Raw genomic sequence first — 26,800 nt, 5'->3', positions numbered from 1 at the left:
CGACGCACGCCGGGGAGCGAGCTACATGAGAATCTACCTGTTGTCGCTTGGTGCAGGCCTCCTGGTCGGCGTCATCTACAGTCTTCTCAACGTGCGCTCCCCGGCGCCACCCTTGGTGGCGCTGGTCGGATTGCTCGGCATTCTAGCCGGTGAGCAGATCGTGCCCGTCGCCAGGCAGATGATGACGGGCGAAGGCCTTGCGGCTGCATGGCGGCAAGCGAAGTGCGCGCCTCACATGTTCGGAATGCTGCCCGGGCGGCACGCCGGCGAGGGCAAGGCTACCACGGACACCGCGGAGAAGACCTCATGAGCGCTCCTGACACGATTTTCCATAGCGGTCTCTTCACGACGCTTGATCGATCGAATCCGACTGCGAGCGCGGTTGCGATTAAGGACGGCCTGTTCACCGCCGTGGGGCGCGATCATGACGTCATGAAGCTTGCCGGTCCGGAAACAAGGATTATCGACCTCAAGGGGCGCCGTGTTCTGCCCGGGCTGATCGACAATCATCTCCATATCATCCGGGGCGGCCTCAACTTCAACATGGAGCTGCGCTGGGACGGTGTTCGGTCGCTCGCCGACGCGATGTCCATGCTTAAGAGGCAGGTCGCGATCACGCCACCGCCGCAATGGGTGCGGGTCGTCGGTGGGTTCACCGAGCACCAGTTCGCCGAGAAGCGCTTGCCGACCATTGACGAGCTCAATGCGGTAGCACCGGACACGCCGGTCTTCATCCTGCACCTTTACGACCGGGCGATGCTGAATGCGGCCGCGCTGCGCGCTGTCGGTTACACAAAGGAGACGCCGGAGCCGCCGGGGGGCGAAATCACGCGCGACGCCAGGGGCAACCCAACCGGGCTGCTATTGGCGAAGCCGAACGCCAACATCCTGTATGCGACGCTGGCAAAGGGGCCCAAGCTGCCGTTCGACTACCAGGTCAATTCGACCCGCCATTTCATGCGCGAGCTCAATCGGCTCGGTGTCACCGGCGCGATCGATGCGGGCGGCGGATTCCAGAACTATCCAGAGGATTACGCAGTCATCCAGCAACTGTCGGATCAGGGACAGCTCACGATCCGCCTTGCGTACAACCTGTTCACCCAGAAGCCAAAGGGCGAGAAGGACGACTTCCTGAACTGGACCCGGACCTCTAAGTACAAGCAGGGTACGGATTATTTCCGCCACAACGGCGCGGGCGAGATGCTGGTGTTCTCGGCGGCCGATTTCGAGGATTTTCGCGTCGCACGACCGGACATGCCACCCGAGATGGAAGGCGAATTGGAAGAGGTCGTCCGTGTGCTCGTCCAGAACAGATGGCCGTGGCGGCTGCATGCGACCTATGACGAGACGATTTCGCGTGCGCTCGATGTGTTCGAGAGGGTCAATCAGGACATGCCGCTTGACGGCCTGCACTGGTTCTTCGATCACGCCGAAACCATCTCCGACCAGTCTATCGACCGCATCGCGGCGCTCGGCGGTGGTATCGCCGTGCAGCATCGCATGGCCTATCAGGGCGAGTATTTTGTCGAGCGTTACGGGTTTGGTGCGGCAGAGGCCACGCCGCCGGTCAAAAAGATCATCGACAAGGGAGTCAAGGTGTCGGCCGGCACCGACGCGACCCGTGTTGCTTCCTATAATCCCTGGGTCTCACTTGCGTGGCTTGTCACCGGCAAGACGGTCGGCGGGCTTCGCATCACGCCGCAACGCAACTGCCTGGACCGCGAAACGGCACTCAGGATGTGGACCGAGAACGTCACCTGGTTTTCCAACGAGGAGGGCAGGAAAGGGCGCATCCAGGTGGGGCATTTCGCCGATCTGATCGTGCCCGACCGCGACTACTTCTCCTGCGCCGAGGCCGAAATCGCCGATATGGCGAGCGATCTCACCATCGTTGGCGGCAAGGTGGTCTATGGCGCCGGCGACTTCAAGTCGCTCGACGAAGCCGTCCCGCCGCCGGCAATGCCGGACTGGTCGCCGGTTCGCAGCTTTGGCGGTTACGCCGCCTGGGGAGCCTCGGATCAGCAAGCGACGACCGCGTCACGGATGGCGTTCAGCGCCTGCAACTGTGCGAGCCAATGTTCGGTGCATGGCCATGATCACGCCCGGGCCTGGACGAGCCGGATTCCGGCGTCCGACCTCAAGTCGTTCTGGGGCGCGCTTGGCTGCGCCTGCTGGGCGGTCTGACATGCCCACCCATGTCGATACGCCGCGGCTGATTCGCGGCATTCTAGGCTGGCCGTGGCTCTGGCCTGTGGTGCGCCTCGCGCTGGTGTCGGCCTTCCTGATCGGAGGGGTTACGAAGTTGCTCGACTTCAGCGGTGCGATCGCCGAGCAGGAGCATTTCGCGCTGCGTCCGGGTTGGCTGTGGGCAAGCCTTGCCATCATCGTCGAACTGGGCGGCTCGGCTCTGGTGCTGGCCGGTCGCTGGGTCTGGTTCGGCGCAGGCGGCTTGGGCGTGCTGACGGCTGTGGCAATGCTGACGGCGAACAACTTCTGGGCCCTTGATGGTCATCCGCGCTTCATGGCGCTTAACGCGTTTTTCGAACATCTCGGCTTGATCGCGGGATTGATTTTGGTCGCTATGATTGCGTCCAAGAATCGGCCTGCGTGATCCGATCCGCTTTCGACTTTGCCTTGAGGAGGTGCCTCGTGATCTCGTCCAAAACCCTTGCTAGCCTGATGTTTGCAGCATGCTTGTCGCTACCGCAGATCGCGCACGCGCGCGAGGCGGCTCCCCGTACGGTCTACGGTGTCGCACCGCAATATGACACGACCCATGTCTATGTCGCGTTCGAGGACGTCGACAAGTTCGTGCAAAGCTTCCTGGCGACCTTCGGCGGTCAGAGCACCAAGCAGGTTGTAGCGACCGTGACGCCGACGCCGAGTAGCGCGACGTCACAGCTCCTGCAGACGCCGGTTGGTACGGTCTCGCTGTTTGGCTTCAAGACGCCGATTCCGTACCCGTTCGGCGCCGAGCGCACCGGATACCTGGTCACTGACATTGATGCCGCCGTGAAGGCGGCGCAGGCGGCTGGTGCGGATGTGCTGGTTGCACCCTTTCCCGATCCGATCGGGCGCGACGTGGTGATCCAGTGGCCGGGTGGCGTCAACATGCAGCTATATTGGCACACGACGAAGCCAAACTATGCCGCGTTCCAGACCGTTCCGGAGAACCGGGTCTACGTCTCGCGAGACCGCGCTGACGCCTTCGTGCGCAGCTTCCTGCGGTTCTCCCAAGGCAAGAAACTGTCAGACGAAACCCGCGCTCCGGGGATCGAGATTGGCCGTCCAAACGATACCTATCGGCGCATCCGCGTTGAATCGGCATTTGGCAAGGTGACAGTGGTCGCCACCGACGGGCACTTGCCGTACCCCTACGGCCGCGAACTGACCGGGTATGAAGTGACCGATCTGGGTGAAACCATCGGCAAGGCAAAGGCGGCGGGTGCGACGGTGCTGGTCGAGCCTTTCGTTGCGGACCACCGCCAATCGGCGATGATTAAATTTCCGGGCGGCTATGTCGCCGAAATCCACGCCGCGGCTAAATAGGAGCGTTCGTTCTGCAGCGCAGTACGACGGCGGCCTTTAGCTTCGTCGGAGCCGCGAACGGTGAGGCATGTGTCGATTGTGAGGGCAAAGGCGAACAGACTTGTTGACATGGCGGCGGGGCTCGCCGCCTGTCTCTGTGCCATGCCGGCGTTGGCTGACGATGCGACGCCGGTGCGGCCCACAATCGGGATGAACCGCTGGCAAGAGGACTGGTCTGTGCTGGCCAACCCCGCGCTCCGAACCGATTTCTTCGATCCGATCAAGTACATTCCGCTCATGCCTGGCGATCCCAAGAGCTTCGTCTCGCTGGGTATGACGCTGCGCGAACGCTTCGAACACGTTGACGCGAACGCGTTCGGCACGAGTGGCAACAAGGCCGACAACTATCTGATCCAGCGCCTGCAACTGCACGCCGATTTTCACTTCGACGAGCATTGGCAGATGTTTCTGCAGTTCGAGGATGACCGCGCCTTCGACAAGAATGTGATCACGCCAGTCGATCAGGACCGGGTCGACCTGCGGCTCGCCTATCTTGCCTACGTCAATGCGACCGCCGATGGTACGTTCAAAGCGCGGGTCGGCCGTCAGGACTTCGCCTTCGATCTGCAACGCTTCGTGTCATCTCGCGACGGACCGAACGTACGTCAGTCATTCGATGCCGCCTGGGCGGATTGGGAGACCGGACAATGGCGCTTCATCGGCTTCGTCAGTCAGCCGGTGCAGTACTATGACGTTCATCCATTCGACGACACATCAAACAGTCATTTTCGCTTTCACACGCTGCGTGTGGAGCGGCTGGTATTCGGCAAGGACGAGCTCTCCGCGTACTATTCTTACTACGGACGAGACAATGTCCGTTTCCTTGACGCCCGCGGCGACGAGAAACGTCACGTCTTCGACGCTCGCTTCGCCGGCAAGTGGCAGCAAATCGACTGGGATCTCGAGGGAATGGGCCAACTCGGCACGGTCGGCGCCAAGGACATCCGGGCCTGGGGCGTCGGAGCGCGCGCCGGCTATACGTTCGAACAGGCCGCATGGAATCCGCGGATAGGACTGCAGTTCGACGCGGCGTCCGGCGATCATCATCCCGGCGATAACATTATCGGCACGTTCAACCCATTGTTTCCCAACGGCTACTACTTCACATTGGCCGGATTTACCGGCTACACCAATCTGATCCATCTCAAGCCGTCGCTCACGGTGAATCCTGTGGCAGCATTGTCCATCATGGTTGCGGCGGGGCTGCAGTGGCGCGAAACCACAGCTGATGCGATCTACGTGCAGCCGAATATCCCTGTGGCCAACACTGCGGGTACGGGCTCGGCATGGTCCGGCGTCTACGCGCAATTGCGGGCCGACTACCGGTTCGACGCGCATCTCACCGGCGCGGTCGAGGCCGTGCACTACAAGGTCGGCGATACCATCTTGCGCGCTGGCGGCCATGACAGCAACTATCTCGGCATCGAGCTCAAATATGGGCTGTAAGGAACGTTCATGACCCGAGACCTGTTTCGTCCGCTGCTACCGCTGGTGCTCAGCCTCAACGCGGGATACGTCGACACGGCCGGTTTTCTTGCCCTGCAAGGCTTGTTCACCGCGCATGTCACCGGAAACTTCGTGACGCTCGGCGCATCGCTGGTGCTCGGCACGTCAGGCGCTGTAGCCAAGCTGCTTGCGCTGCCGGTGTTCTGCCTCGTTGTCATCCTTGCACGACTGCTCAGCAGCGCGTTGTTGCGGCGCCGGTTGCCGGCGCTGAAGGTGGTTCTTGGGGTTAAGTTTGCGCTCCTGCTCATCGGTGCGGTGCTCGCGATTCATTTCGGGCCCTTCACCAACGGCGACGCCGGGCCGGCAGTCTTCACGGGTATGGTGCTGGTCGCCGCCATGGCTATTCAGAATGCGGCTCACCGTATTCATCTGGGCAGCGCACCTCCGTCAACATTGATGACCGGAACGACGACGCAGGTGATGATTGATCTTGCGGACATGCTGCAGGGGCCCAAGCCGGATGCAGGCGCGCCCGAGAGTCGATTGGCGCGCATGTCAATCAATATCGTAGCGTTCGCGGTTGGTTGCGCGGGTGCGGCCTTGCTGTACGCGAAGTTCAGCGTGTGGTGCTTCATAGTACCGCCTCTACTTGCCAGCGTTAGCCTGTTTCTTCGTGCCGGGGCGGCGGACGTTGGTAAGTCCTAGGAGCTAAGCTCGTCGCTATGCTCTCTTCGGATATAGAGCTGGGTCGTTGGTCGTTAGCTGCCCCACCCGAGCGACAGCTCTCGGCGCTCAGCGGCCCTCAGTATCTGACGCGGGGAGGCAAGTGAGCGATGGGCGTGGTCATGGTGTAATCCAAACTTCTTGATGATCTTGCTTCGGCTTCGTTGCAGACGCTGAAGATCGCGCACTGGCTTAGACTGATCGAGGTCGGGGTTCCACGCGCTTTTCGCTGGCGGAGTACTGCGGCGTACCTGATCGCCAAAAGGGCGGGGCTGGTCTCAGCAATAGGACGCTGCCGTCGTTGCGCGTACCGCCCCGACACGGCGCTCTTCCAGCCGTGCTGAATGAAAATTGCAATCTTCTCGGGCGCAGTCCGCGGCCTCTGCCGGCTGTCTCCTCAGCAGGTTTCGCCTCGACGCTCTCAACTGCGCGGACATCGCCCTTCAAACCGGTACGAGAATGACGTAGGAGAAGCAAAGATGAGGATTTGAGATGGCGAGACAGAGCGAGAAGAAGCCGCCCGCACTCAAGGGGGTATCAGCGGCCGAACGGGCGCTAGCAGTCTTGACGGCCTTTCGTCGGGGCGACAGCGCCTTGACCTTGGCTGAGTTGGCCGAGCGCACAGGGCTGGTCAAGAGCACGCCGTGTCATATCTGACGCTGTTTGAAACCGTTGAACCGAACTGCGCGCTGTTTATCCTGCGCGGGCAGGGCGTCTCGCCACACTTCGAATGGCGCCCATACGCCGATCACGGCTCCTTCTTGAACAAATCCTGGAAGATGAGCGGGCCCCAAACGCGGCCGCGTGCGTGCACGAGCGCGCCACCCTCGTTGAACTTTCCGAGCTTGACGGGTGCGAACCCGAGTTGCTTCGCCAGGGCCGCCACGGGGGCGATCGTGTCGTCGTCGTCACCAGACAGAAAGACCACCCGGTGGCCGCCCTCGACGATCGGATCGGCAGCGAGCTTCGCCGCAATCAGGTGATTGAAGCCCTTCACGTAACTGGCGCCGGCGAACGCCTTCGCGGCGAAGGCGGAGGACGGAAGACCGTCAAGCTCCTCAGGCGGAAGCAACGCGTTCATCGCGTCGATCACCGTCTTACCTTGCCAGTCCGGCAGCGCCTTCGCGACCTCGCGATGCTCCTCGAACGGGACAGCCAGGATGATCGTGTCGGCCGCGAGTGCGTCCCGCAGCGATCTGGCGACAACCGTGGGGCCGATCGCCTGGGCCTGCGGCGCCAACGCCTCGGGCGGCCGGCGGCTTGCGACGGTCACGTCGATGTTCTTGCGGGCGAACGCCTTGGCAAGAGCCTGGCCGATCTTGCCGAATCCTATAATCGCGTAGCTCATGATGCTTCTCCGATCCGTGTTGATATTGATTGTCCGCCTTCAAATGGCTGAGAAGCCGCCGTCGACAGACAGCTCCACCCCATTCACGAAGCTGGACTCGTCAGAAGCAAGGAACAGCGCGGCCGCGGCAATTTCCTCGGGACGCCCCATCGTTCCCCGCGGGATCAGGGATTCGAACATCCGCTTCGCCTCTTCGGTGAGGACCTGGTCCTGCATCGGTGTGGCGATCGGCCCCGGGCTCAGCACGTTCACCCGGATATTCCTGCCCTTCAGTTCGTTGAGCCAGGTGCGCGCGAATGAGCGCAATGCCGCCTTGCTCGCCGCATACACGCCGTAACCAGGAAAACCCTTCACCGAGGCAACTGACCCGGTCATGAAGATCGATCCGCCGTCGTTGAACAGCGGCAACGCCTTCTGAACCGTGAACAGCGTGCCGCGCGCATTCAGGCCGAAGGCCGCATCGAAATGCTGCTCGCTGATCTCGCCCAATGGGACGGCTTCGCCGATGCCGGCGCTCGCGTACAGGACGTCGATCCTGCCCTTTTCCCGCTTCACCGTATCGAACAGGCGGTCGAGGTCGTCGAGATTGGCCGCGTCGCCGCGCACGCCCGTCACGTTCCGGCCGATCAGCCTGACGGCCGCGTCGAGCGTCTCCTGCCTCCGGCCCGTGATGAAAACATAGGCGCCTTCTTCGACGAACCGCTTGGCGCTCGCCAGCGCCATGCCGCTCGATCCACCTGTGACGACTGCAACCTTACCTTCAAGCTTTCCCATGACTTCTCCTTCGAGCTTCGCCTTCGTTCGGGGATGCCCCCGAGAACGCCAACATGGGTCCGCCGCAGTCAGGCGTTGAGTGCGGAAGCGCGCACATCGGTGGTGCGAAATCGATCCGGCTGGACGACTGACGCCAGTCGTGACGATTGGTATCTGCGGCTCGGAACCGGGCCGCGCTCGTCGGCATAGGCTATGATGGCCGCCCGTATTGCCGTTCGATGTGTTAGATGCGGGCTTGGAAGGCGCACCATGCGGTGCCGGATTGCACCATGATCGACTGGGATGACGTTCGCTATTTTCTTGCCGTCGCGCGCGGCGGCTCGGTGCGGGCTGCCGCCGAGCACCTCGGGGTGAATCACTCGACCGTGCTGCGACGCATCGCCCAGCTCGAGGAGCGTCTCGGGGCGCAGATGTTCGAAAAGCTGCCTTCGGGCTACCGGCTGACGGCTGCGGGCGAAGAGGTCCTCGAGTTCGCGGACCAGATGGATGCGTCGTCGCACCAGCTGCAGACGCGCGTCTTCGGTCGCGACCAGGGCGTGCGCGGGCTTCTGCGGGTGACGCTGGCACCGACCCTCGCGACACACCTGCTGATGCCGGATTTCGCCGATTTCGCGCGTTTGCACCCGGACATCGAGATGGAAATCCTGTCGTCAGGCGAGCTGGCGAATCTGACCAATCGAGAGGCCGACGTCGCGATCCGTGTCGTCTACGACCGCAAGACCCTGCCGCTCAATCTTCACGGCCTGAAGGGGCCGGATCTGTTCGGCGGCGTCTACATGTCGCGCGATCGACTGGCCGCGTGGCGCGCGGGCGCGCCTGATCCCGTCAGGTGGATCGTCATCAGCATGCATGGCATCCCGGACTGGGCCCGCGAGGGTGAGGTTCGTACCGCGGGGGTTCCATTCAGGACCACGGACGGTGAGGCGCAGATCGCTGCCGTTCGGCAAGGGCTCGGGATGACGACACTGCCGTGCTTCGCCGGGGACGCCGACCCCCTGCTGGCGAGGGTGCCGGGCACCGACCTGCACATGCATGGCACGCTCTGGCTCCTCACCCAGGGAGAGACACGCAAGACCAAGCGCGTGCGGCTGTTCACGGAGTTCGTATCGCGCAGGCTCGCCGCGTACGCGCCGCTGCTCGCGGGATTGTCCGTATCGCGCGACTGAGGAGCTTGATCCACCGCCGTCGTCCTGGCCTTCGCCAGGACGACAGTGGTGCACGTAGAGGCGGTGTTGCGACAAACGGATTTCCCGCGATTATTTTCGTCGGCCTGTCGGTTGCCGTCGTCGCCAATCGTCCTCCGCGCAAACAAGGAGACCGCACATGACCGATCTCGTCACATGCCTGTGGTTCGACCAGGGCAAGGCGCGCGAAGCGGCGGAGTTTTACGCCGCGACCTTTCCCGACAGCCACGTTGATGCGGGGCATGTCTCGCCGATCCCGGGCATCGGGCAGGGCGACGAATTGACGGTCGAGTTCACCGTGCTCGGCCGCCGCTTCGTCGGGCTGAACGGCGGTTCCAACTACGTGCCGAACGAGGCGGTCAGTTTCATGGTGCTGACCGACAGCCAGGAGGAGACCGACCGCTACTGGAACGCGGTGACGACCAACGGCGGCGCGGAATTGCCGTGCGGCTGGTGCCGGGATCGTTGGGGCTTCACCTGGCAGATCACGCCGCTGCGGCTGCTCGAACTGATCAACGGCGCCGATCGCGCCGCCGGGCGGCGCGCGATGGAGGCGATGATGACGATGAAGAACATCGACATCGCCGCGATCGAGCGGGCGGCCGCAGGGTAATCCATGTGCCGGAAATCCTGGCGCCGGCATGCGCTCGCGGCGACGATCACCCCCGGCGCAAACGCGGGATGTGGTCGTAGCCCGCGCGTGATACGAAATTCGTATTGCAGCCCTGGAGCCAACCTTGATGTCCGTCGCAGCCGCCAATCAGCAGCAAACTCTCACCGCCGCCGAGACCGATCCGAACGAGCTCGGCTGGATGCAGGGCTTTCCGCCGCCGCAGGACAAGACCATCACCTTCCAGAACGGCTCGTTCCGCAGCTTCCCCGAGCTGCGCTGGGCCTGGAGCAACATCCGCCAGCTGGTGCCGACGGTGAACGTCTGGCGCGGGGCAGGGCCGGCGTCCGTGCTGCCGCGCGAAGATCACGACATCGGCGCGTCGGCGTCGGTGACGATGGACGGCCGGCCGCAGACTTTTGCGCGCATGCTCGAGGACAGCTACGCCGACGGCATCGCCGTGCTGCACCGGGGCAGACTGATCTACGAGCGCTATTTCGGCGCGTTGAAGCCGCACAAGCCGCATATCGCGATGTCGGTGACCAAATCGTTCACCGGCACGCTCGCCGGCATCCTGATCGCCGAGGGCAAGATCGATCCGCAGGCGCCGGTCACCGACTATGTGCCGGAGCTGAAGGCCAGCGCGTTCGGCGATGCTCGCGTGCATGATGTCATGGATATGACTACGGGCTTGAAATACACCGAGGTCTATACTGACAAGAATTCCGACGTCTGGGGGCTGCGCCGCGCCAACGGCATGGCGCCGATACCGCCGGGCTATGAGGGCGCGACCACCATCTTCGATTTCCTCCGCGCGCAGCAGAAGCAGGGCGAGCACGGCAAGGCCTTCGCTTACAAGACCGTCAACACCGACGTGCTGGCCTGGATCATCAGGCGCGCCAGCGGCATGAAATTGTCGGATCTGCTGTCCGAGCGGATCTGGGCGCCGATGGGCGCGGAGGAGGACGCGCACTATCACGTCGACCGCATCGGCACCGAAAGCGGCGGCGGCGGGCTGTCGACCACGCTGCGCGATCTGGCCCGCTTCGGCGAGACCATCCGCAACCACGGCCGCTTCAATGGCCGCCAGATCGTGCCGTCGCAAGTGGTCGAGGACATCGCGCGCGGCGGCGATCCCGAGAAGTTCAAGCCGGCCGGCTACACCACGCTGCCCGGCGCCTCCTACCGCAACCAATGGTGGGTGACGCACAATGCGCATGGCGCCTTCATGGCGCGCGGCGTGCACGGCCAGGGAATCTACATCGATCCCAGGGCCGAGATGGTGATCGCGCGCTACGCCTCGCACCCGATGGCCGGCAATGCCGCCAACGATCCGGTGACGCTGCCGGCCTACATGGCGCTGGCGAAGGATCTGATGGCGGGAGGGTGAAGTCGGCTTAACCGCGCGACATCTTCTCGAACCGCTTGATCAGGCGCTCCCGCTTCAACCGCGACAGCCGCCTGATCCAGAACATGCCATCGAGCTGATCGATCTCGTGCTGATGGCAGACCGCGCGCAGGCCGTCGGACTCCTCGGTCTGCGCGTTGCCGTCGGTGTCCTGATAACGGATGCGGATTCGCGCATGGCGTTCGACCTCGTCGGTGACGCCGGGCATCGAGACGCTGCCCTCCTTGTGCAGGATCATCGCGTCCGAGGCGGTGATGATCTCCGGATTGACATAGGTCCGCGGCCCCTCACGCGCGTCGAGCTCGAGCACCACGACGCGCAGCGCCACGCCGATATGCGGCGCGGTGATGCCGATGCCGGGCGCGGCGCGCATGGTCTCGAGCAGGTCCTGCGCCAGCTCGCGCAGCGCGTCGTCGAACAGGGTCACCGGCTCGGCGGGCAGCGCCAGCCGTGGATCGGGATAGCGGACGATGGGGCAAATGGTCATCCCGGTGTCTTAGGCCAGCACATCGCGCCGGACAACATGGCAACCCCGCACCCGGCGCCCTGCTCAGAGATGTTTTTCGAAGAACAGATCGGGGTAGGGGTCGTCGTTGAAGCGCGGGATCTCGGTCCAGCCGGTTCGGCGGTAGAGCTGGCCGGCCTCCGCCAGCGCGCTGTTGGTGTCGAGCCGCAGCAGTGCGATGCCGAGCTCGCGCGCGGCATGTTCGGCCGCGTCCATCAGGCGGCGGCCGATGCCGAGGCCGCGCGCGGCGGGTGCGACCCACAGCCGCTTGATCTCCGCGTATTCGCGGCCACCACCTTTCAGCCCGACGCAGCCGAGCGGCAGGCCGTCCGACATCGCCACGATGAAGCTGCCGCGCGGGCGCACCATGTCCTTGGCCTCCGGGTCGCGCGACAGCTTGACGTCAAAGCCCTGTTTGAAGCGCCGCGCCAACTCGGCGTAATACTCGCCGAGGCAATAGCGCGCCTCCTCGCTCCGCGGGTCGATCTCATCCAGCGACGTGCCGTCGCGTCCGAGCGCCGAGGCGATCAGATCCATCGCCGCCAGTAGCGCCTCGCGTTGGGTGTGGTGGCCAAGGAAGTCGGTCGCCTGCCGGTTGGAGAGCGCCTCGTAGGCGTTGAACTCGCGCTTGCCGGCCGAAGTGAGCTTTGCGATGCGGCGGCGCGCATCGTCGCCATGTGCCGCGGTCGTGATCAGGTCCTCGTCCTCGAGGCTGCGCAGCAACCGGCTCATAAGGCCGGAATCGAGCCCGAGGTAATCCCTGATCTCGCCCACGTCAGTGCGCCCATGCCCGATCGCGTTCAGCACGCGCGCCGCCCCGAGCGGCCGGCCGCGGCCGAGGAACGAGCTGTCGAGCGCGCCGACGGCGCGTGTGACGGCACGGTTGAAGCGGCGGACGCGGGCAACGGGGTCGAGCATATATCTGACTTTAGTCAGATATATGCCGCGCGTCAATTGCGATGGCGGCGCGACCGGGCGCCGCAATCTACGCTCGCGCCAGCACCAGCACATTGCCGGCCAGGATCGCGGCGGCGCCGGCGAGCACCGGCCAGCCCAGCGCGAGGTGCTCGAACAGCGCCGACAGTACGAGCGCGACCAGCGGCACCAGGGCCAGCGTGTAGGCGGCGCGGCCGGGGCCGAGCCGGCTCACCAGCTCGAAGTAGAGCATGAAGGTGATGCAGGACGCGGCGACGGCAAGATAGAGAAAGCTCGCTGCGTAGGAGAGCGAGAAGTCGGCCGCGAATGGCGCGCGCGTCGCGATCGCCCACAGCGCGCTCGCGGCGGCGCCGACGAAGGCGCCCCAGGCCAGCACGGAGACCACGGGAAGTCCGGCGCGCTGGTTGCGCGCACCGACCGTCGTCCCGGCGCCGGTTGCGATCGCGGCGGTGAGCGCCCAGGCGAAACCCGCCAGCGACGCAGTTCCCTGTGCGGTGACGCCTGGCAGGAAGATGATCGCAAGTCCGAGGATGCCGCACAGCGCGCCCCAGACGAAGCCGGAGGAGATCGGGACGTCGAGCGCGGCGCGCGCGATCACGGCTGCGAACAGCGACGATGTCGAGAGCACCAGGGCCGCCAGCCCGCTTGGCATGCGCGCGGCCGCTTCATAGAAGGAGATGAAGGCGATCGCGAAGAACAGCAGGCCCTGCAACGCGACCGCCGGCCGGTCCTGGCGCGGGATCGCGAGCGGCACGCCGCGCAGCCGGCCGTAGCCGAACAGGATAGCACCTGCCAGCACCATGCGCAGGGCGACCGACCATGGCGCCGGTGTCACGCCCGCTTGCATCGCGGTTGCCAGCGCGCCGCCGCCCCAGAGCAGTGCGGTCAACGCGAACAACGCGGCCGTCATGGTGCGCCGGTGTCGTCGAGCAGCGCGCGCCAGCCACCCGCGTCGATCCGCGCGCTCTCGCCCTCGAGCCGGGTGAGTGCGGAATCGAGTGTCGTTCGCTCGCTCTGCGACAGGCGGGCCAGCAGCCGCGCCTCGATCGCGCTGCCGAGTGAGGCGATGCGGTTGAAGGCAGTCCGGCCGCTGCGGGTGATGCTGACGGCGGCGAAGCGGCGATCGGATTTGCCGGCACGTCGGACCGCAAAGCCGAGCTCCTTGAGCTGGCCGATACCGCGGCTGGTCGCGAACGGATCGAGCGCGCAGGCGCGGCCGATCTCCGCGGCATTGGCGGCTTCGCGTTCGGCGATGACGGCGAGGATGCGCCAGCCGGCCTGGCTCAGTCCGAACGTCTCGCTGTAGAAACTCTCGAGCGGACGGGCGACCTGGGCCGCGACAAGGAACAGGCGATAAGGCAGCCAGCTGCTCAGCTTCAGGCCATCTTCGGCAGCGTGGGCCGTCTGTTTCATGGCCTCAGGTTCTCACAGATAATTGCATAGTGCAAGCATTATGCAACGAGATCGGCGATCGACGGATCGCATGCGCGAGAATCCCGACACACTTGTCACTCCCACCATCGCCTGCCGCCGCGCCAGATTGCGGCATGGCCAATGACGAACGGCCGCCAGCAATGGAACTGCGCAGTGGTGCCGGGGTTCGTCCAATTCGAAATATGGAGATCATCATGAGCAAATCGGCTGAAAACGATCGCTGCGGGCTGGCGGCAATGCAGACGCCGCCCGTGGTGTCGCGCGAGGCATGGGAGGCGGCGCGCCTGGAACTGCTGGTGAAGGAAAAGGCGCAGGTGCGCGCGCGCGACGCGCTTGCCGCCGAGCGGCGGCGGATGCCCTGGATGGCGGTCGAGAAGCCGTATGTGTTCGAGGGACCGAATGGCAAGGCGAGCCTGCTCGACCTGTTCGAAGGCCGCCGGCAGCTGATCGTCTACCGCGCGTTCTTCGAGCCCGGCGTGTTCGGCTGGCCGGATCACGGCTGCCGCGGCTGCTCGCTCGGCGCCGATCAGGTCAGCCATCTCTCGCATCTCAACCAGCGCGACACCACGCTGGCCTACGCCTCGCGCGCGCCGCAAGCCGACATCGCGCGGCTGAAGGCGCGGATGGAGTGGGAGATGCCGTGGTACACGATCACCGACAGTTTCGACGCTGATTTCGGCGTTGCCGAGTGGCACGGCCATAACGTCTTCATCCGCGACGGCGAACGGATCTTCCGCACGTATCTCGTCAACAGCCGGGGCGATGAATCGATGGGCACGGTGTGGAGCTATCTCGACATCACCCCGTTCGGCCGCCAGGAGCTCTGGGAGGACTCGCCGAAGGGCTATCCGCAGGGCCCGACCTACAAATGGTGGAACTGGCACGACAATTACGAGGCCGAGGCCGCGCCGAATGCGAAGTGGGCGGCGGTCACCGATGCCGGCGAGGCCGCGTTCCGCAAGATCGCGGAGCAGGAGCGCAACGCCACGTGATGGGGGCGAGCAGGGAGGACACGCCGCGTCCTCCCTAGCTGCTCTTTGCAGAGAGCGCCTTCAGCGCCGACAGCGTCTGCCGCAGCCCGCGGTCGAGGCGCTTGTCGCGGCGGATCACGACCGCGAGCCGGCGGTAGAGCTTGGGCGACAGCGACCGGACGATCAGGTCGTGCTGCTCGGCCCTCGCGGGGACTGCCATGCGGGGCAGAATTGCGCAGCCAAGGCCGGCGCGGACCATCTCCTTGATCGCCTCGACGCTGCCGAGTGACATCAGCGGCTTCAGCGACACGCCGCCGCGCGCCAGCCATTCGTCGGCGGTGCGCCTGGTGTTGCCACCGGGCTCGAACAGCAGTACCGGCCCGCTCGCGAGCACCTGCGGTGTGATCCGCGCCGGCAGCTTCATGTCGCGCGGCGCGATCAGCACGAACTCGTCGTCCATGATCGGCGTGATCTCGAAGCTGCGTCCCGACACCGGCAGCGTCACCAGCGCGACGTCGATCGTGTTGTCCTCGACCGCCCGCGCGATCTCTGCCGTGTTGCCGGTCGTCACCGTGATCTCGAGCGACGGCAATGCAGTGCGCAACTCCTTCAGGATCGGCGGCAGCAAGAAGATGCAGGCGGTCGCGCCAGTGCCGAGCCGTACACGGCCGGCCGTTCCCGTGGTCTGCTGCGCGACGGCGTCGACCGCCGAACTCACCGCGGCGTTGATCTGATGCGCGTGCGAGAGCAAGGCGGCGCCGGCGGCGGTCGGCCTGGCCCGTCGTCCGACCCGCTCGATCAAGGTCGCGTTCAGGCTCTTTTCGAGCTGGCGCACCTGCAGGCTCACCGCAGGCTGGGTCAGCTGCAACCGCTCGGCTGCGGCGGAGAAGCTGCCGCTGTCGATCACGACAGCGAAGCTTTCAAGATAGTCGAGGTTAAGGCGCTTCATCAAAGTAACTCTTATGCATCGTATAACCAATCAAAGCTTCACTTATATAGCGCCGTGGCGCATGCTCGGGCAATATTGACGGCTCAGGCAGGAAGACAGGATGGCGGCAGGCAGCAACGGCGTCGTGATCCGCGACGCAGCGGACGGCGACATGACCGACGTGCAGGGTATCTACGCCCATCACGTCCTCAACGGATTGGCAACCTTCGAGGAAGTGCCGCCGACGGTCGACGAGATGCGCGACCGCCGGACCGCCGTGCTGGCGGCAGGCTTGCCGTATCTCGTCGCCGAGCTCGAAGGCCGCGTGGTTGGCTACAGCTATGCGACGTCGTATCGGCCACGGCCAGCCTATCGTCACACCATCGAGGACTCGGTCTATGTGGCTGATGGGCTGCGCGGTCGCGGCATCGGCGTGGCGCTGCTCGGGGCTTTGATCGCGCGCACCGAGGCCGGGCCGTCGCGGCAGATGCTGGCCGTGATCGGCAACAGCGGCAACGCCGGATCGATCGCGCTGCACCGTCGCATGGGCTTCGAGATGGTCGGAACGCTGAGGTCGGTCGGCTTCAAGCTCGGGCAATGGGTCGACACTGTGTTGATGCAGCGGCCGCTGGGGCCGGGCGCATCGGCGCTTCCCGCGGAGCGAGAACTGCCGCGGTGATCGCCCGCCGCGTCGTGGCCGCCCTCGGGCTGGCTCAACTGATCTCGTGGGGAGCGACCTACTATCTGATCGGCGGCTTCGGCGAGCGGATATCAGCAGATCGCGGTTGGGGGCGCGACATCGTCTATGGCGGATTCGCCGCGGCGCTGCTGGTGATGGGGGTGACGTCGCCCCTTGCGGGAAGGTGGGTGGACAGAAGCGGTGGCCGTCAAGTCATGGTCGCAGGCGCCGTGATCAACGCGCTCGGCTGCGCCGGTCTCGCGGTCTCGTATCAGATCGGCGCCTATTTCGCATCCTGGATCGTTCTCGGGCTCGGCATGCGGCTGACGCTGTACGATGCGGCGTTCGCCGCGTTGGCCCGGATCGGTGGGCCGCAGGCGGGCCGCGCGATGTCCGGGATCACCCTGCTCGGCGGTCTGGCGGCCACCGTGTTCTGGCCGCTCGGCCATGCGCTCTCGGAGCAGTTCGGCTGGCGCATCGCGGTGTTGGCCTATGCGGGCTTGGTGTTGCTGACCATCCCGCTGCACTTGCTGATTCCGACCAAGCGGTTTGCCGGTGTGCCGAGCTCCGCAGCGCCGGCACATAAGCCACCACGCGCTGCCAGCCGCCGGCAGCTTGCGACGGCGGGCGGACTCTATGCCGTGATTATGACCGGCGCCAATTTCCTGAATGCCGGCATGTCGGCGCACATGATCGCGGTGCTCTCGGGCCTCGGGCTCACTGTTACTGTGGCGGTCTGGATCGCGACGCTCCGCGGCATCGGGCAATCCGCAGCGCGTCTCTGCGAGGTGCTGTTCGGCGCACGGCTCGATCCGCTCGCGCTCAATCTGATGGCTTGCCTGATCATGCCGCTTTCTTTCATCGCAGGATTGTTCAGCGGGTCGTCGAAGGAGATGGCGATCGCCTTCGCGCTGCTCTACGGCGCCTGCAACGGCATCCTGACCATCACAAGAGGAACGCTGCCGCTGGTCCTGTTCGATCATCGCAGCTACGGCACGCTGGTCGGTCGGCTCATCGTTCCGAGCTTCATCCTGCCGGCGGCAGCGCCGTTGGCCTATGCGATCGTGATCGACCGGTTCGGCGATGCGAGCGCGCTCTATCTCTCGACCGGCCTCGCCCTGACGAACTCTTGTCGCGGCAGCCATGCTGAAACTGCTGTTCGGAAGGGTTCCCTGACGCCGGCCGTGCAGGATATGGTCTACCAAAACGGGAGGAAGAAAAACGTGACGTCGCAGACCAGGAATAACCTCGCCGCCTTGATGCTCGCCACTGGTGTCTTCCTCTTTGGAACCGGACTTGCCGTCGCGGACCCGAATGGGGACCGGACGGTTGCGTTGCTCAAGAAGCTGATCTCATTCGACACATCGAATGGCCCGGGCGATACGCGGGCGCTCGCCGAGTATCTGAAGTCGCAGTTCGCGCCGCTCGGCGCCGAGGTGGACATCTTCGTCGCCCCGAACGGCAAGGCCGCGCATTTCGTCGCGCGGCTGCGCGGTGACGGCTCGAAGAAGCCGGTGTTGCTCGCCGCGCATGCCGACGTCGTTCCGGTCGAGCGTGAGAAATGGACCGTGGAACCCTTCGCCGGCGTGGAAAAGGACGGTTTCGTCTACGGGCGCGGCGCGATGGACTTCAAGGGCGGGCTCGCTGTGTTCGCCAGCGCGGTGATGCGACTGGCGGAGGAGAAGACGCCGCTGGCGCGCGACGTGATCTTCCTGGCCGAGGCCGACGAGGAGCAGGGGCAATACAGCACGGTATGGCTGGCGAAGGACCATTGGGACAAGATCGACGCGGAATTCGCGCTGAACGAAGGCGGTTATTTGCTGCAGGAGCGCGACGGCACGGTGCGCCAGATCAATGTCACGACGGCGGAAAAGCTCTCGGCGACGTTCGCCCTGAGGGCGACCGGTCCCTCCGGCCATTCGTCGCGGCCGTTTCCGGCGGGCGCGATGGCCAACGACCGCCTGATCGCGGCATTGGCCAAGCTGGCGCTGCACGATCCGGCCGTCAAGCTGGTGCCGGCGACCGAAGCCTATTTCAAGGCCCTGCTTCCGATCAGCTCGGAACAGACGGCAGCCGATATCAGGCAGCTGTTGGCCGCAAAGGACCAGGGCGAGCTGGAGGCGGCCGGCAAGAAGCTGGTCGCCGACAATCCCAAGGACAGCCTGCTGCTGCACGCCCTGCTGCGCGACACCATGGTGATCACGATGATCGACGCCGGCATCAAGCCCAATGTCATCCCCGGCGACGCCAAGGCGGTCGTGAACACGCGGCTGCTGCCGGGAACGACGACCGACCAGATGATTGCGGAGATCAAGCACGTGGTCGCCGATCCCGGCATCGAGGTCAGCCTCGTGAGCTCGCTGACGCAGCAGGAGGCGCGGGATGCTTATCTGATGCGGAGCAAGATGCCGGGATCGCCGGTCGATACCGAACTCTATGCCGCGCTGGAGCGCAACGCCAAGCGCGTCTGGAAGGACGCCGTCCTGGTGCCGACCATGTTCGAGGCCGGGACCGACGCCACCGCCTGGCGTGAGCGCAACGTACCCGTCTACGGCATCTATCCCTATCCGCTCGACGACGACATCCTGAGCCGGATGCACGGCAACGACGAAAAGATCGGCGTCGAGGCCATCAAGCAGGGCGCCGAGTGGGTCTACACCACCCTTCGCGAGGTCGCCAGGAAGTAGCGATCAGTTCGACAGGTAGTTGCCGAGGAAATCCCGCTTGCCGAGCGGCACGCCGCGATGGCGCAGGATGGCGTAGGCGGTGGTGATGTGGAAGAACAGGCTCGGCAGCGCGAAGCCGTACAGATAGCGCGCTGCCGGCATTGGCGGGACGCCGAACGGCAACGTGATGATGCGTTCCGCCGCCTGGTCGAATGCTTGCAGCGGAACGGTGTCGATATAGTCGAGCGTTCGCGAAATGCGGGCATGGGCTTCGACGAGGCTCTGCTCAATGTCGGCAAATGGCGGGGGCTCGAGGCCGGCGAGGCGCCCGGCGGCGCCCTTGGCGTGATCACTGGCCCGTTGCACCTGACCGACCAGCGTCAGCATGTCGGGCGCCAGCCGCGCCGCGAGCATGGCGTCGGGATCGAGACCACGCTCGCGGGCGTGGGACTCGCCCTTATGCAGCAGATCGGCGAGCGCGTCGAGCATCTGCCGGAACACCGGGACGGAGGCGTCGTACAACGTGGCGTTCATGGAATTATCCTCGTCTCGGTTCAAGCCGCCGGCTCGCGCGGCAGCCATAGCGACAGCCAGCCGCCGAGCGCCAGCAGCGCGACGTTGCAGCCGAGCGCGATGGTGAAGGCGTGTGCGTAGTCATCGGCCTGCGGATGCGGCCCGAGCAGGCTATAGAAGACGCCGCCGATGATGGCGACGCCGAGGGCGGCGCCGATCTGGAAGGTCGAGATCATCATGCCCGACGCCAATCCGGCATGGCGCGGATCGATGCTGCCGATCACCGCCTTGATGACCGACGGCATCACGGTGCCGAAGCCGAGCCCGCCGCAGATCAGGCCGAATTCAGCGCTCTGCGGCAGCACTCCGCCGACCGACAGCATCACGATGCCGAAGCCGATGACCTGAAGCGCGAACCCAAGGGTCAGCGTGCGCGCGCCGAGCCACTGCATCACCAGCGACGACACCAGCGAGCTCACGAAGAAGCCGGTCGCAAAGGGCAGGGTGGCGAGGCCGGCCGCCAGCGGTGAAAAATGCAGCCCGCTTTGCAGGTAGACCGCGAAGGTCAAATAGAACGACGACAGCATGTAGAAGGCGAGCGCCATCACCAGCCCGATCACGAAGTCGCTGTTGCGCAGCAGATGCAGGGCAACCAGCGGATCGCCGCCGCGCGCGGACAGCCGCGCCTCGAAGCGGACGAAAGCCGCAAGCATCAGCGGAGACGCCAGCAGCATCGCGATGATCCAGACCGGCCAGCCGGATTCGCGGCCCTCGATCAGCGGATAGACCAGAAGGCCGAGCGTGAGCGACAGCAGGACGACGCCGCCGATATCAAGCCGCTGTGCACGATCGGCGCGCGAGTCGGCGAGGTACAGCAGGCCACCGATGAACGCAATGAGGCCGATCGGCACGTTGATCAGGAAGATCGCTTGCCAGGCGAGGCCGAACGGATGCGCCGAGACCAGCACGCCGCCGAGCACCTGGCCGCAGATATTGGCAAGGCCGAACGTCGCGCCGTAGAAGCCGAGCGCGCGGCCCTGTTCGGCCGCGGGAAAAAGCACGCGGATCGAAGCGAGCACCTGCGGCGCCATCACGGTGGCGGTGAGGCCTTGCAGGATCCGTCCGGCGACCAGCACTGTCGGTGACCACGCAATGCCGCACAGCACGGACGCAACCGTGAAGCCGGCGACACCGGTCAGGAACATGCGCCGCCGGCCGAGCAGATCGCCGAGCCGGCCGCCCGTGATGAGGAACACCGCATAGGTCGCGGCATAGGCCGAAATCACGAACTGCACCTCGCTCGAGGTGGCGCCAAGATCGTCGCGAATGGCCGGCAGCGCGAGGTTGACGACGTTGAAGTCGAGGATCGGCAGGAAGGCGCCGGTCAGCAGCACCGGCAGCGCCAGCCATCGCCGCGGGTCCGCCGTTGCCGGCCGCGTATCGTGCAATTGCAACGTCTCGGTGGTTTCGCTTGTCACCTGCCAGCTCCTCTGCATCGTCGGCGCGCCGGTCCAACGTCCGGAAGATGGCCTGTTCGCTCGTGATAAGGTATTATCCAAAGCTGCCAAATGAGTTTGCAAATATGCACAGCGCTCTCGACTGGAATGACCTTCGCCTCGTCCTCGCGGTCGCGCGCGAGGGCAGCCTCTCGGGCGCCGCGCGCAAGCTGGGCGTCACGCATTCGACGGTGTTTCGCCGCCTCGGCACGATCGAAATGGCGATCGGGACGCGGCTGTTCGAGCGTTTCCGCGACGGTTACGCGCCGACACCGGCCGGAGAGACGGCAGCGGCGGCGGCGGCCCGGCTCGAAGACGAGGTTCTCGCGCTCGAGCGCAGGCTGGCGGGACAAGACCTCAGGCCGTCGGGCCCGGTCCGCATCACGACCACGGATACGCTCGGCGCGGTGCTGATGCGGCATCTGCCCGCGATGCGCCGCGCGCATCCGGAGATCGAGCCGGAGATCATCGTCTCGAATGCGATGGCCAACCTGACGCGCCGCGAGGCCGACATCGCGGTCCGGCCGACACCGGCGCCGTCAGAGCTGCTGGTGGGGCGGCGCGTCGCCGACATCGCCCATGCGGTCTACGGATCGCGTGCCTATCTTGCCCGGCGTAACGGCAAGGATCTGTCTGCACATGACTGGATCGGACTCGATGACGCGCTGGCGGGAACCGTGATCGCCGGCTGGATGCGCGACAACCTGCCTTCGGCGCGCTTGGCCTGCCGCGTCGACGCGCTTCCGACGCTGCGCGACGCCGCGGCGGCGGGAATGGGGCTGGCTCTGCTGCCGTGCTATGTCGGCGATCTCGCGCCCGCGCTGCGCCGGCTTGCGTCGAAGCCGCTCGCCGAGCCGCGATCGGCGCTATGGCTGTTGACCCATGACGATCTCAGGCGCACCGCGCGGATGCGCGCCGTGCTGGATTTCCTCGCCAAGGCGCTCGCGTCGGAACGCGCGCTGTTCGAGGGAAGGCGCGCCGACCGGGCGCCGCGTTAGCCGGCAAGCGATCTTGCGCGCCACTGGTTGTTCAGGACCCGGCAGCGACAGCGATGGTTCGGGTGTTCCCCGCTGCGCTCGCCGGCGGACGATGGTGCTCGCGAAAGGCGCTTGCCAATGTCTTCAAGGCCGCGCGCGACCTGGCGTCCGACAACGCCGACAGCAGCATGATCTCGGATGGGGGCAAAGCGGGGAGGCCGAACTTCTCGGTCACTTCGATTGTGCCGGGCGGCGCCACCCGGCGTGAGAACACCGAGATCGCTAGCCCCGCCGAGACCGCATCGGCGACGGCAAAAGCGCCGCAACCGAGGAAGGTTTCGGTCCACGGCAGTGCCGCTGCGTCGAGTGCACGCGTGGCGGTGTTGAGGATGCCGCAGGCGGGTGATGATGCTGCCAATCGAAACGGCTCTCCGGCGCGATGAAGAAAGTTCGGCGTGGCAAACCAGCCGAAGTGATCGGGGCCGAGAACGACGCCGTCGCGGCGATCGTCCTCCCGGAAAATGATCACGGCGTCGATCATTCCGCGATCGAAGGTGTCGAGCAGGTCACGGGCATCATCGAGGCGCACCTCGATCGTGAGCATGGGATCATGTGCATTCAATCGGGCGAGCAGGGTAGGAAGTTCGGGGGCGCCGACGTGGGTGGCGATCCCCAGTGAAAAGCGGCGGCGGGCTGACGACAGTCCGGCGACGGCGCGATCATGCGCGGCGAGCAGCTCGCGCGCGGGTGCAAGGAATTCGGCCCCCTGGGCCGACAGGCGCACCAGCCGCGGTGTCCGCTCGATCAGCCTGTGGCCGACCTGGCGCTCCAGCCGCTTCAGCTTGACGCTGATCGCGCCTTGCGTGGTGCCGAGCGCTTCGGCGGCGCGGGTGAAGCTCCTGAACTCGGCGATGGTCACGAAGGTCTTCACGGCGTCGATGTCGAGCGTGGTCATGTCAGTCATCCGGAATTGTTGTCTCTGAAATATCTAGTCATCCAATTCACCAATGCTCAAGACGTCACTAGCTTTGAGCCCTGAAGCGCCGTGGCCACCCGATTCCTGCCGCTGCTGCCTCAAACCATCGTGAGTCGATCGACCGACGCTGCTGCCAGCACCCTGGCAACAGCGTGCGGTATGCCGTTGGCTTGCCACAACAAAAGGCCTGATCATGTCTACTGAACTGAGCCGCCGCGGCGCTGTTGTCCTCTCCGCCGTATGCCTTGCCTGCCTGATGTTCGGATTGGAGATTTCCAGCATCCCCGCGATCCTGCCGACGCTGGAGCAGGTGCTGCATGCCGACTTCAAGGCGCTGCAATGGATCATGAACGCCTACACCATCGCGGTGACGACGGTGCTGATGGCGATCGGAACGGTGGCGGACCGCTACGGACGCAAGCGCATCTTCCTGGTCGCGATCGCGGCGTTCGGCATCACGTCGCTGATCTGCGGCGTCGCTTCGAGCGTGGAAATGCTGATCGTTGCCCGCTTCCTGCAAGGGCTGAGCGGCGGTGCGCTCTTGATTTGCCAGATCGCCGTGTTGTCGCACGAATTCCAGGGTGGCCGCCTGCGCGCGGTCGCCTGGGGATGGTGGGGCGTCATCTTCGGCATCGGTCTCGGCTTCGGGCCGATCATCGGCGGTGCCGTGGTCGCGGTGCTGAGCTGGGAATGGGTGTTCCTCGTCCACGTGCTGTTCGCAGCCGTCGCATTCGTGCTCACCATCGGCGGCGTGCATGAATCGAAGGACCCGAAGGCCAGCAGCCTCGACGTCGGCGGCATCGTGACGATGTCGCTCGCAGTGTTCTGTCTCGCCTTCTACATCACGCAGGGGCCGGATCTCGGCTTTGCCAGCCCGAAGGGGCTCGCGATCCTCGGCGTCTCCGCGGTGAGCTTCATTGCGTTCCTCGTTGCCGAGAGAATCAGCCGGCGGCCGATGTTCGACTTCTCGGTATTCCGGATATCCGCGTTCTCCGGCTCGATCGTCGGCTCGGCGGCGATGAACCTCAGCTACTGGCCGTTCATGATCTATCTGCCGATCTGGTTTCACGCCGGCCTCGGCTATGACAGCGTATCCGCGGGACTTGCCTTGCTCGCCTACACGTTGCCGACCTTGGTGATGCCGCCGTTTGCCGAGCGCCTGTCGCTGCGCTACCAGCCGGGCCTGATCATCCCGGCGGGGCTGTTCACCATCGGCACCGGATTCATGCTGATGAAGTTCGGCAGCGCAGCCGCGCAGCCCGACTGGCTGACGATGCTGCCGGGCTGCCTGCTTGCCGGGATCGGCCTCGGCATCACCAACACGCCGGTTACCAACACGACCACCGGCTCGGTCTCGAGCGATCGGGCCGGCATGGCTTCCGGCATCGACATGAGCGCGCGCATGGTCTCGCTGTCGGTCAATATCGCGCTGATGGGCTTCATTCTGGCGAGCGGCGTGCTCGCGCACCTGAAGGCCGTGCTGCCGGGGCTCGATGGCGTGCAACTCCGTGTCCTCGCCGAGCGGATCGCGTCCGGCGATGCCGCATCCGCGCCGGAACTGACCGGCCCGATCGTGCATCAGGCGCTGGCGAGCGGTTTCGGCTGGGTGATGCTTTATGGCGGTATCGGCGTCTGGATCATGGCCGCGATCAGCTTCCTGATCTTCAACGCACGGTTGGCGCGCCAGCCTGAAGTCCAGAGCACGAAATGAGTCTGTCGCCGCGCTCGCCCCAAGGAGAGGGGCGAGCAGGCGGGATCGATCACTTCACCAGCGTCAGCAGCGGCTTGTCCTTCTCGACGATGTAGGTCGCAAGCTCGCTGGCCGTGACGCTGCCGACGTTCTTCGCCGCATGGATCGTGCCCGCGGGAATGAACAGGACGTCGCCGGCCTTCAGTGTTGCCGGCGGTCTGCCGTCGACTTCGTATTCGAGCGTGCCTGTTAGCACATAGATGATCTCTTCCCCCGGATGGGTGTGTCGGCCGAATGCCTTGCCCGGCTCGATGTCGACACGCACCTGGACGGCTTCACGGCCGGGAGCACTGAGGTCGTGACGCTGCAGGTCGGTTCGCGTGAACCCTGCCGGTTGTTGCGCCTGCGCGGTAGGAATCGTCAGGAAACTTCCAGCGATCAACGCCGCCCTTGCGAGGAGGCGTGTCGTCTTCAACAGATTGCCGGTCATCTTGATCTCCTTGATTTTCGTTCTGGCCTCTCCGACCGCGGGCCCGCGAGCGGCCGGCCCGCGTCGGGAGTTGCCACGTGATCGTTCAGACGAGAGTGGTCGTGACGTCGATGTTGCCGTGAACCGCCTTGGAGTAGGGGCAGATGCCGTGCGCGGCTTCGATCAGCTGCTGCGCGACCTCGCGCTCGACGCCGGGGACGTGCACGTTGAGGCGCGCGCTCAGGAAGAAGGCGCTGCCGGCCTGATTCAGGTCGATCTCGGCGTCGACCTCGGGCTCGCTCGCAAGCTTGACCTTGCGCTGTCCGGCGGCGAGCTGGATCGCGCCGATGTAGCAGGCCGACCAGGCGGCGGCGAACAGGTTTTCGGCGGCCGGGTGCGGCTGCGGCAGCTTGACGTCGAGGAAGCCGTCGCGCGAGCGGGCGGCGCCGTTCGGGCCGGCGGTGACATGGGTATTTCCGGTGACGAGAACCTTTGCATTGGCGGTCATGGCTGACTCCTTTGGATTGAAGATAGATCGTATCTGATTTAATCGGATGCGCGTTGAAATAGACCCCGCGCCGGGCGATGTCAAGCTCTTCCGATTTAATCGGATACGATTTATATTGGCCGGACTTCACAAACTCCGGAGACGCCCGTGACCCGTTCCTCCAAGGCCGACACAAAGGGCCGAAAACTATCGAGTTTTCTGTGCTTTGCGGTCTATTCGGCCAATCTGGCCTTCGGCCGCGCCTACAAGCCGATCCTCGATGCGTACGGCCTGACTTACACCCAGTACATCGCCATGATCGCGTTGTCGGAAGCGGACGAGCAGACCGTCAGCGAACTCGGCGAGAAGCTGTTCCTGGAATCCAACACGCTGACGCCGATCCTGAAGAAGCTGGAGCAGAGCGGCTACATTAGCCGCACCCGCGATCCCGCCGACGAGCGGCAGGTGCGGGTGAGCCTGACGGCAGCGGGCCGGCGTCTGCTCGACAAGGAGATCAACGCGTCGCTGGTCGAAGCCACCGGGCTCGGCGACGAATTTCCGATCGTGCAGAAGAGCGTGGTCAGGCTGCGCGACAATCTGCTGCAACACACGCGCGGCGATCCGAAGAAGGGCTGATGCTGCGGCAGCGGCGTGCCGGTGCACCATGACGTGCTGCCTTCGGATTTGCCGTGTTGCCGCCGCTCAGGAATGAAAGCACTGATTCCAGCGTGGCCTGCATCTGGTCGTGCAAGGTCTCCACGCCTGCGCATCGTTCTCGTGTATTCGGATCTGAGCCGTAGCCGGGTGATGGGCATTCGCAAATCGTGACTGATGGCGGCGAGCATGCGTGTGCGGATTTTCATCAGCGTGGTAACCCGCTTATCGTGATCGTGCCCCTCAGAGGTCGCCACGGTCGCAAAAAAAAGTGAGTCACGGCGACCGTCTGCTGTCGGTTCCGCCTTGGTCCGTTCGTCTTCCACCCAGAACGAACT

27 protein-coding genes and 1 pseudogene are annotated in these 26,800 nt (G+C 65.0%); 16 read left to right on the top strand and 12 right to left on the bottom strand.

The annotated features are described in order from the left end of the window. Positions 1–25: 25 nt before the first annotated feature. From ACTUWL_RS01220 to ACTUWL_RS01190, 7 genes and pseudogenes are all read left to right on the top strand, one after another. Entirely contained in the window at positions 26–310 is a 285-nt protein-coding gene (locus ACTUWL_RS01220) for a XapX domain-containing protein (RefSeq protein ID WP_021080118.1), read from the top strand. Then, positions 307–2,184 carry an amidohydrolase gene (locus tag ACTUWL_RS01215; protein ID WP_021080117.1) on the top strand — a complete coding sequence of 626 codons (1,878 nt, stop codon included), beginning with the start codon at positions 307–309 and terminating at the stop codon, positions 2,182–2,184. Before ACTUWL_RS01220 ends, ACTUWL_RS01215 begins: the two co-directional genes overlap by 4 nt. A 1-nt stretch (position 2,185) precedes the next feature. After that, a complete protein-coding gene (locus ACTUWL_RS01210; protein WP_021080116.1) occupies positions 2,186–2,611 on the top strand; it encodes a DoxX family protein in 426 nt (141 codons plus the stop codon). Positions 2,612–2,679: 68 nt separating this feature from the next. Beyond that, on the top strand, positions 2,680–3,549 hold the full coding sequence (locus ACTUWL_RS01205) for a glyoxalase (protein ID WP_106939953.1): 870 nt from the start codon (positions 2,680–2,682) through the stop codon (positions 3,547–3,549). A 108-nt stretch (positions 3,550–3,657) separates the two neighbouring features. After that, positions 3,658–5,034 carry an alginate export family protein gene (locus ACTUWL_RS01200; protein WP_106939952.1) on the top strand — a complete coding sequence of 459 codons (1,377 nt, stop codon included), beginning with the start codon at positions 3,658–3,660 and terminating at the stop codon, positions 5,032–5,034. 9 nt (positions 5,035–5,043) lie between these two features. Next, positions 5,044–5,739: a YoaK family protein gene (locus ACTUWL_RS01195; protein WP_021080113.1), complete on the top strand. Its 696-nt coding sequence runs from the start codon at positions 5,044–5,046 to the stop codon at positions 5,737–5,739. Positions 5,740–6,249: 510 nt separating this feature from the next. Then, positions 6,250–6,399, top strand: a pseudogene (locus ACTUWL_RS01190) (helix-turn-helix domain-containing protein); the annotation flags it as partial. A 106-nt stretch (positions 6,400–6,505) separates the two neighbouring features. Here the strand turns inward: ACTUWL_RS01190 and ACTUWL_RS01185 are convergent. Together ACTUWL_RS01185 and ACTUWL_RS01180 are read right to left on the bottom strand one after the other, a co-directional pair. Continuing rightward, a complete protein-coding gene (locus ACTUWL_RS01185; RefSeq protein WP_021080111.1) occupies positions 6,506–7,105 on the bottom strand; it encodes an NADPH-dependent F420 reductase in 600 nt (199 codons plus the stop codon). Between the two features lie 39 nt (positions 7,106–7,144). Next, on the bottom strand, positions 7,145–7,879 hold the full coding sequence (locus ACTUWL_RS01180) for an SDR family NAD(P)-dependent oxidoreductase (protein ID WP_021080110.1): 735 nt from the start codon (positions 7,877–7,879) through the stop codon (positions 7,145–7,147). Between the two features lie 269 nt (positions 7,880–8,148). Here ACTUWL_RS01180 and ACTUWL_RS01175 point away from each other — a divergent pair, with 269 nt between their 5' ends. The 3 genes from ACTUWL_RS01175 (at position 8,149) to ACTUWL_RS01165 (ending at position 11,063) form a co-directional block, all read left to right on the top strand. Further along, entirely contained in the window at positions 8,149–9,045 is an 897-nt protein-coding gene (locus ACTUWL_RS01175) for a LysR family transcriptional regulator (RefSeq protein WP_021080109.1), read from the top strand. 157 nt (positions 9,046–9,202) lie between these two features. After that, on the top strand, positions 9,203–9,676 hold the full coding sequence (locus ACTUWL_RS01170; RefSeq protein WP_021080108.1) for a VOC family protein: 474 nt from the start codon (positions 9,203–9,205) through the stop codon (positions 9,674–9,676). Between the two features lie 127 nt (positions 9,677–9,803). Then, positions 9,804–11,063, top strand: coding sequence for a serine hydrolase domain-containing protein (locus ACTUWL_RS01165; RefSeq protein WP_021080107.1), 1,260 nt, complete (start codon positions 9,804–9,806; stop codon positions 11,061–11,063). A 7-nt stretch (positions 11,064–11,070) separates the two neighbouring features. On the opposite strand, the gene ACTUWL_RS01160 is transcribed toward ACTUWL_RS01165, so the two are convergent. From ACTUWL_RS01160 to ACTUWL_RS01145, 4 genes are all read right to left on the bottom strand, one after another. Next, positions 11,071–11,568, bottom strand: a complete 498-nt coding sequence (locus tag ACTUWL_RS01160) for a peptide deformylase (RefSeq protein WP_021080106.1) — start codon at positions 11,566–11,568, stop codon at positions 11,071–11,073. A gap of 63 nt (positions 11,569–11,631) precedes the next feature. After that, positions 11,632–12,504, bottom strand: a complete 873-nt coding sequence (locus ACTUWL_RS01155; RefSeq protein WP_021080105.1) for a bifunctional helix-turn-helix transcriptional regulator/GNAT family N-acetyltransferase — start codon at positions 12,502–12,504, stop codon at positions 11,632–11,634. 67 nt (positions 12,505–12,571) lie between these two features. Further along, positions 12,572–13,432, bottom strand: a complete 861-nt coding sequence (locus tag ACTUWL_RS01150) for a DMT family transporter (protein ID WP_021080104.1) — start codon at positions 13,430–13,432, stop codon at positions 12,572–12,574. Then, positions 13,429–13,935 carry a MarR family winged helix-turn-helix transcriptional regulator gene (locus tag ACTUWL_RS01145; protein ID WP_021080103.1) on the bottom strand — a complete coding sequence of 169 codons (507 nt, stop codon included), beginning with the start codon at positions 13,933–13,935 and terminating at the stop codon, positions 13,429–13,431. The genes ACTUWL_RS01150 and ACTUWL_RS01145 overlap by 4 nt, the downstream gene beginning before the upstream one ends. A gap of 215 nt (positions 13,936–14,150) precedes the next feature. Between ACTUWL_RS01145 and ACTUWL_RS01140 the strand changes: the two genes are divergently transcribed. Further along, positions 14,151–14,948: a DUF899 domain-containing protein gene (locus ACTUWL_RS01140; RefSeq protein ID WP_021080102.1), complete on the top strand. Its 798-nt coding sequence runs from the start codon at positions 14,151–14,153 to the stop codon at positions 14,946–14,948. Between the two features lie 34 nt (positions 14,949–14,982). Here the strand turns inward: ACTUWL_RS01140 and ACTUWL_RS01135 are convergent, their stop codons facing one another. Further along, positions 14,983–15,876: a LysR family transcriptional regulator gene (locus tag ACTUWL_RS01135; RefSeq protein WP_021080101.1), complete on the bottom strand. Its 894-nt coding sequence runs from the start codon at positions 15,874–15,876 to the stop codon at positions 14,983–14,985. A gap of 100 nt (positions 15,877–15,976) precedes the next feature. On the opposite strand from ACTUWL_RS01135, the gene ACTUWL_RS01130 reads away from it, so the two are divergent. Continuing rightward, on the top strand, positions 15,977–16,534 hold the full coding sequence (locus ACTUWL_RS01130) for a GNAT family N-acetyltransferase (protein ID WP_021080100.1): 558 nt from the start codon (positions 15,977–15,979) through the stop codon (positions 16,532–16,534). Beyond that, positions 16,531–19,221 (top strand): M20/M25/M40 family metallo-hydrolase, encoded by a 2,691-nt coding sequence (locus ACTUWL_RS01125; RefSeq protein WP_448213071.1) that lies wholly within the window; start codon positions 16,531–16,533, stop codon positions 19,219–19,221. Before ACTUWL_RS01130 ends, ACTUWL_RS01125 begins: the two co-directional genes overlap by 4 nt. A 3-nt stretch (positions 19,222–19,224) precedes the next feature. Here ACTUWL_RS01125 and ACTUWL_RS01120 read toward each other — a convergent pair whose 3' ends face one another. Together ACTUWL_RS01120 and ACTUWL_RS01115 are read right to left on the bottom strand one after the other, a co-directional pair. Next, positions 19,225–19,734 carry a DUF1993 domain-containing protein gene (locus ACTUWL_RS01120; protein ID WP_021080097.1) on the bottom strand — a complete coding sequence of 170 codons (510 nt, stop codon included), beginning with the start codon at positions 19,732–19,734 and terminating at the stop codon, positions 19,225–19,227. A 20-nt stretch (positions 19,735–19,754) separates the two neighbouring features. Beyond that, positions 19,755–21,191 (bottom strand): MFS transporter, encoded by a 1,437-nt coding sequence (locus tag ACTUWL_RS01115; RefSeq protein ID WP_021080096.1) that lies wholly within the window; start codon positions 21,189–21,191, stop codon positions 19,755–19,757. A gap of 104 nt (positions 21,192–21,295) precedes the next feature. On the opposite strand from ACTUWL_RS01115, the gene ACTUWL_RS01110 reads away from it, so the two are divergent. Beyond that, on the top strand, positions 21,296–22,207 hold the full coding sequence (locus tag ACTUWL_RS01110) for a LysR family transcriptional regulator (protein ID WP_021080095.1): 912 nt from the start codon (positions 21,296–21,298) through the stop codon (positions 22,205–22,207). A gap of 31 nt (positions 22,208–22,238) precedes the next feature. Here the strand turns inward: ACTUWL_RS01110 and ACTUWL_RS01105 are convergent, their stop codons facing one another. Beyond that, positions 22,239–23,141, bottom strand: a complete 903-nt coding sequence (locus tag ACTUWL_RS01105; protein ID WP_021080094.1) for a LysR family transcriptional regulator — start codon at positions 23,139–23,141, stop codon at positions 22,239–22,241. A 214-nt stretch (positions 23,142–23,355) separates the two neighbouring features. On the opposite strand from ACTUWL_RS01105, the gene ACTUWL_RS01100 reads away from it, so the two are divergent. Further along, positions 23,356–24,873, top strand: coding sequence for an MFS transporter (locus ACTUWL_RS01100; RefSeq protein ID WP_021080093.1), 1,518 nt, complete (start codon positions 23,356–23,358; stop codon positions 24,871–24,873). 49 nt (positions 24,874–24,922) lie between these two features. Here the strand turns inward: ACTUWL_RS01100 and ACTUWL_RS01095 are convergent, their stop codons facing one another. Both ACTUWL_RS01095 and ACTUWL_RS01090 read right to left on the bottom strand, forming a co-directional pair. Continuing rightward, a complete protein-coding gene (locus tag ACTUWL_RS01095) occupies positions 24,923–25,327 on the bottom strand; it encodes a cupin domain-containing protein (RefSeq protein ID WP_035652079.1) in 405 nt (134 codons plus the stop codon). Positions 25,328–25,427: 100 nt separating this feature from the next. Further along, positions 25,428–25,829: an Ohr family peroxiredoxin gene (locus ACTUWL_RS01090; protein WP_021080091.1), complete on the bottom strand. Its 402-nt coding sequence runs from the start codon at positions 25,827–25,829 to the stop codon at positions 25,428–25,430. A 147-nt stretch (positions 25,830–25,976) separates the two neighbouring features. Between ACTUWL_RS01090 and ACTUWL_RS01085 the strand changes: the two genes are divergently transcribed. Continuing rightward, positions 25,977–26,444, top strand: a complete 468-nt coding sequence (locus ACTUWL_RS01085) for a MarR family winged helix-turn-helix transcriptional regulator (protein WP_021080090.1) — start codon at positions 25,977–25,979, stop codon at positions 26,442–26,444. Positions 26,445–26,800 lie beyond the last annotated feature (356 nt).

The organism is Bradyrhizobium sp. WCU1 (assembly GCF_053474805.1).
This window is presented reverse-complemented; position numbering and strand designations above follow the sequence as displayed.

Bases quoted from the DNA above. Each gene is read 5' to 3' on its own strand.
- ACTUWL_RS01135 (WP_021080101.1), bottom strand. From the start codon at position 15,876: ATGAAGCGCCTTAACCTCGACTATCTTGAAAGCTTCGCTGTCGTGATC.
- ACTUWL_RS01195 (WP_021080113.1), top strand. From the start codon at position 5,044: ATGACCCGAGACCTGTTTCGTCCGCTGCTACCGCTGGTGCTCAGCCTC.
- ACTUWL_RS01140 (WP_021080102.1), top strand. From the start codon at position 14,151: ATGAGCAAATCGGCTGAAAACGATCGCTGCGGGCTGGCGGCAATGCAG.
- ACTUWL_RS01100 (WP_021080093.1), top strand. From the start codon at position 23,356: ATGTCTACTGAACTGAGCCGCCGCGGCGCTGTTGTCCTCTCCGCCGTA.
- ACTUWL_RS01180 (WP_021080110.1), bottom strand. From the start codon at position 7,879: ATGGGAAAGCTTGAAGGTAAGGTTGCAGTCGTCACAGGTGGATCGAGC.
- ACTUWL_RS01155 (WP_021080105.1), bottom strand. From the start codon at position 12,504: ATGCTCGACCCCGTTGCCCGCGTCCGCCGCTTCAACCGTGCCGTCACA.
- ACTUWL_RS01210 (WP_021080116.1), top strand. From the start codon at position 2,186: ATGCCCACCCATGTCGATACGCCGCGGCTGATTCGCGGCATTCTAGGC.
- ACTUWL_RS01215 (WP_021080117.1), top strand. From the start codon at position 307: ATGAGCGCTCCTGACACGATTTTCCATAGCGGTCTCTTCACGACGCTT.
- ACTUWL_RS01160 (WP_021080106.1), bottom strand. From the start codon at position 11,568: ATGACCATTTGCCCCATCGTCCGCTATCCCGATCCACGGCTGGCGCTG.
- ACTUWL_RS01220 (WP_021080118.1), top strand. From the start codon at position 26: ATGAGAATCTACCTGTTGTCGCTTGGTGCAGGCCTCCTGGTCGGCGTC.
- ACTUWL_RS01150 (WP_021080104.1), bottom strand. From the start codon at position 13,432: ATGACGGCCGCGTTGTTCGCGTTGACCGCACTGCTCTGGGGCGGCGGC.
- ACTUWL_RS01090 (WP_021080091.1), bottom strand. From the start codon at position 25,829: ATGACCGCCAATGCAAAGGTTCTCGTCACCGGAAATACCCATGTCACC.
- ACTUWL_RS01200 (WP_106939952.1), top strand. From the start codon at position 3,658: ATGGCGGCGGGGCTCGCCGCCTGTCTCTGTGCCATGCCGGCGTTGGCT.
- ACTUWL_RS01205 (WP_106939953.1), top strand. From the start codon at position 2,680: ATGTTTGCAGCATGCTTGTCGCTACCGCAGATCGCGCACGCGCGCGAG.
- ACTUWL_RS01130 (WP_021080100.1), top strand. From the start codon at position 15,977: ATGGCGGCAGGCAGCAACGGCGTCGTGATCCGCGACGCAGCGGACGGC.
- ACTUWL_RS01120 (WP_021080097.1), bottom strand. From the start codon at position 19,734: ATGAACGCCACGTTGTACGACGCCTCCGTCCCGGTGTTCCGGCAGATG.
- ACTUWL_RS01165 (WP_021080107.1), top strand. From the start codon at position 9,804: ATGTCCGTCGCAGCCGCCAATCAGCAGCAAACTCTCACCGCCGCCGAG.
- ACTUWL_RS01175 (WP_021080109.1), top strand. From the start codon at position 8,149: ATGATCGACTGGGATGACGTTCGCTATTTTCTTGCCGTCGCGCGCGGC.
- ACTUWL_RS01170 (WP_021080108.1), top strand. From the start codon at position 9,203: ATGACCGATCTCGTCACATGCCTGTGGTTCGACCAGGGCAAGGCGCGC.
- ACTUWL_RS01105 (WP_021080094.1), bottom strand. From the start codon at position 23,141: ATGACCACGCTCGACATCGACGCCGTGAAGACCTTCGTGACCATCGCC.
- ACTUWL_RS01110 (WP_021080095.1), top strand. From the start codon at position 21,296: ATGCACAGCGCTCTCGACTGGAATGACCTTCGCCTCGTCCTCGCGGTC.
- ACTUWL_RS01145 (WP_021080103.1), bottom strand. From the start codon at position 13,935: ATGAAACAGACGGCCCACGCTGCCGAAGATGGCCTGAAGCTGAGCAGC.
- ACTUWL_RS01185 (WP_021080111.1), bottom strand. From the start codon at position 7,105: ATGAGCTACGCGATTATAGGATTCGGCAAGATCGGCCAGGCTCTTGCC.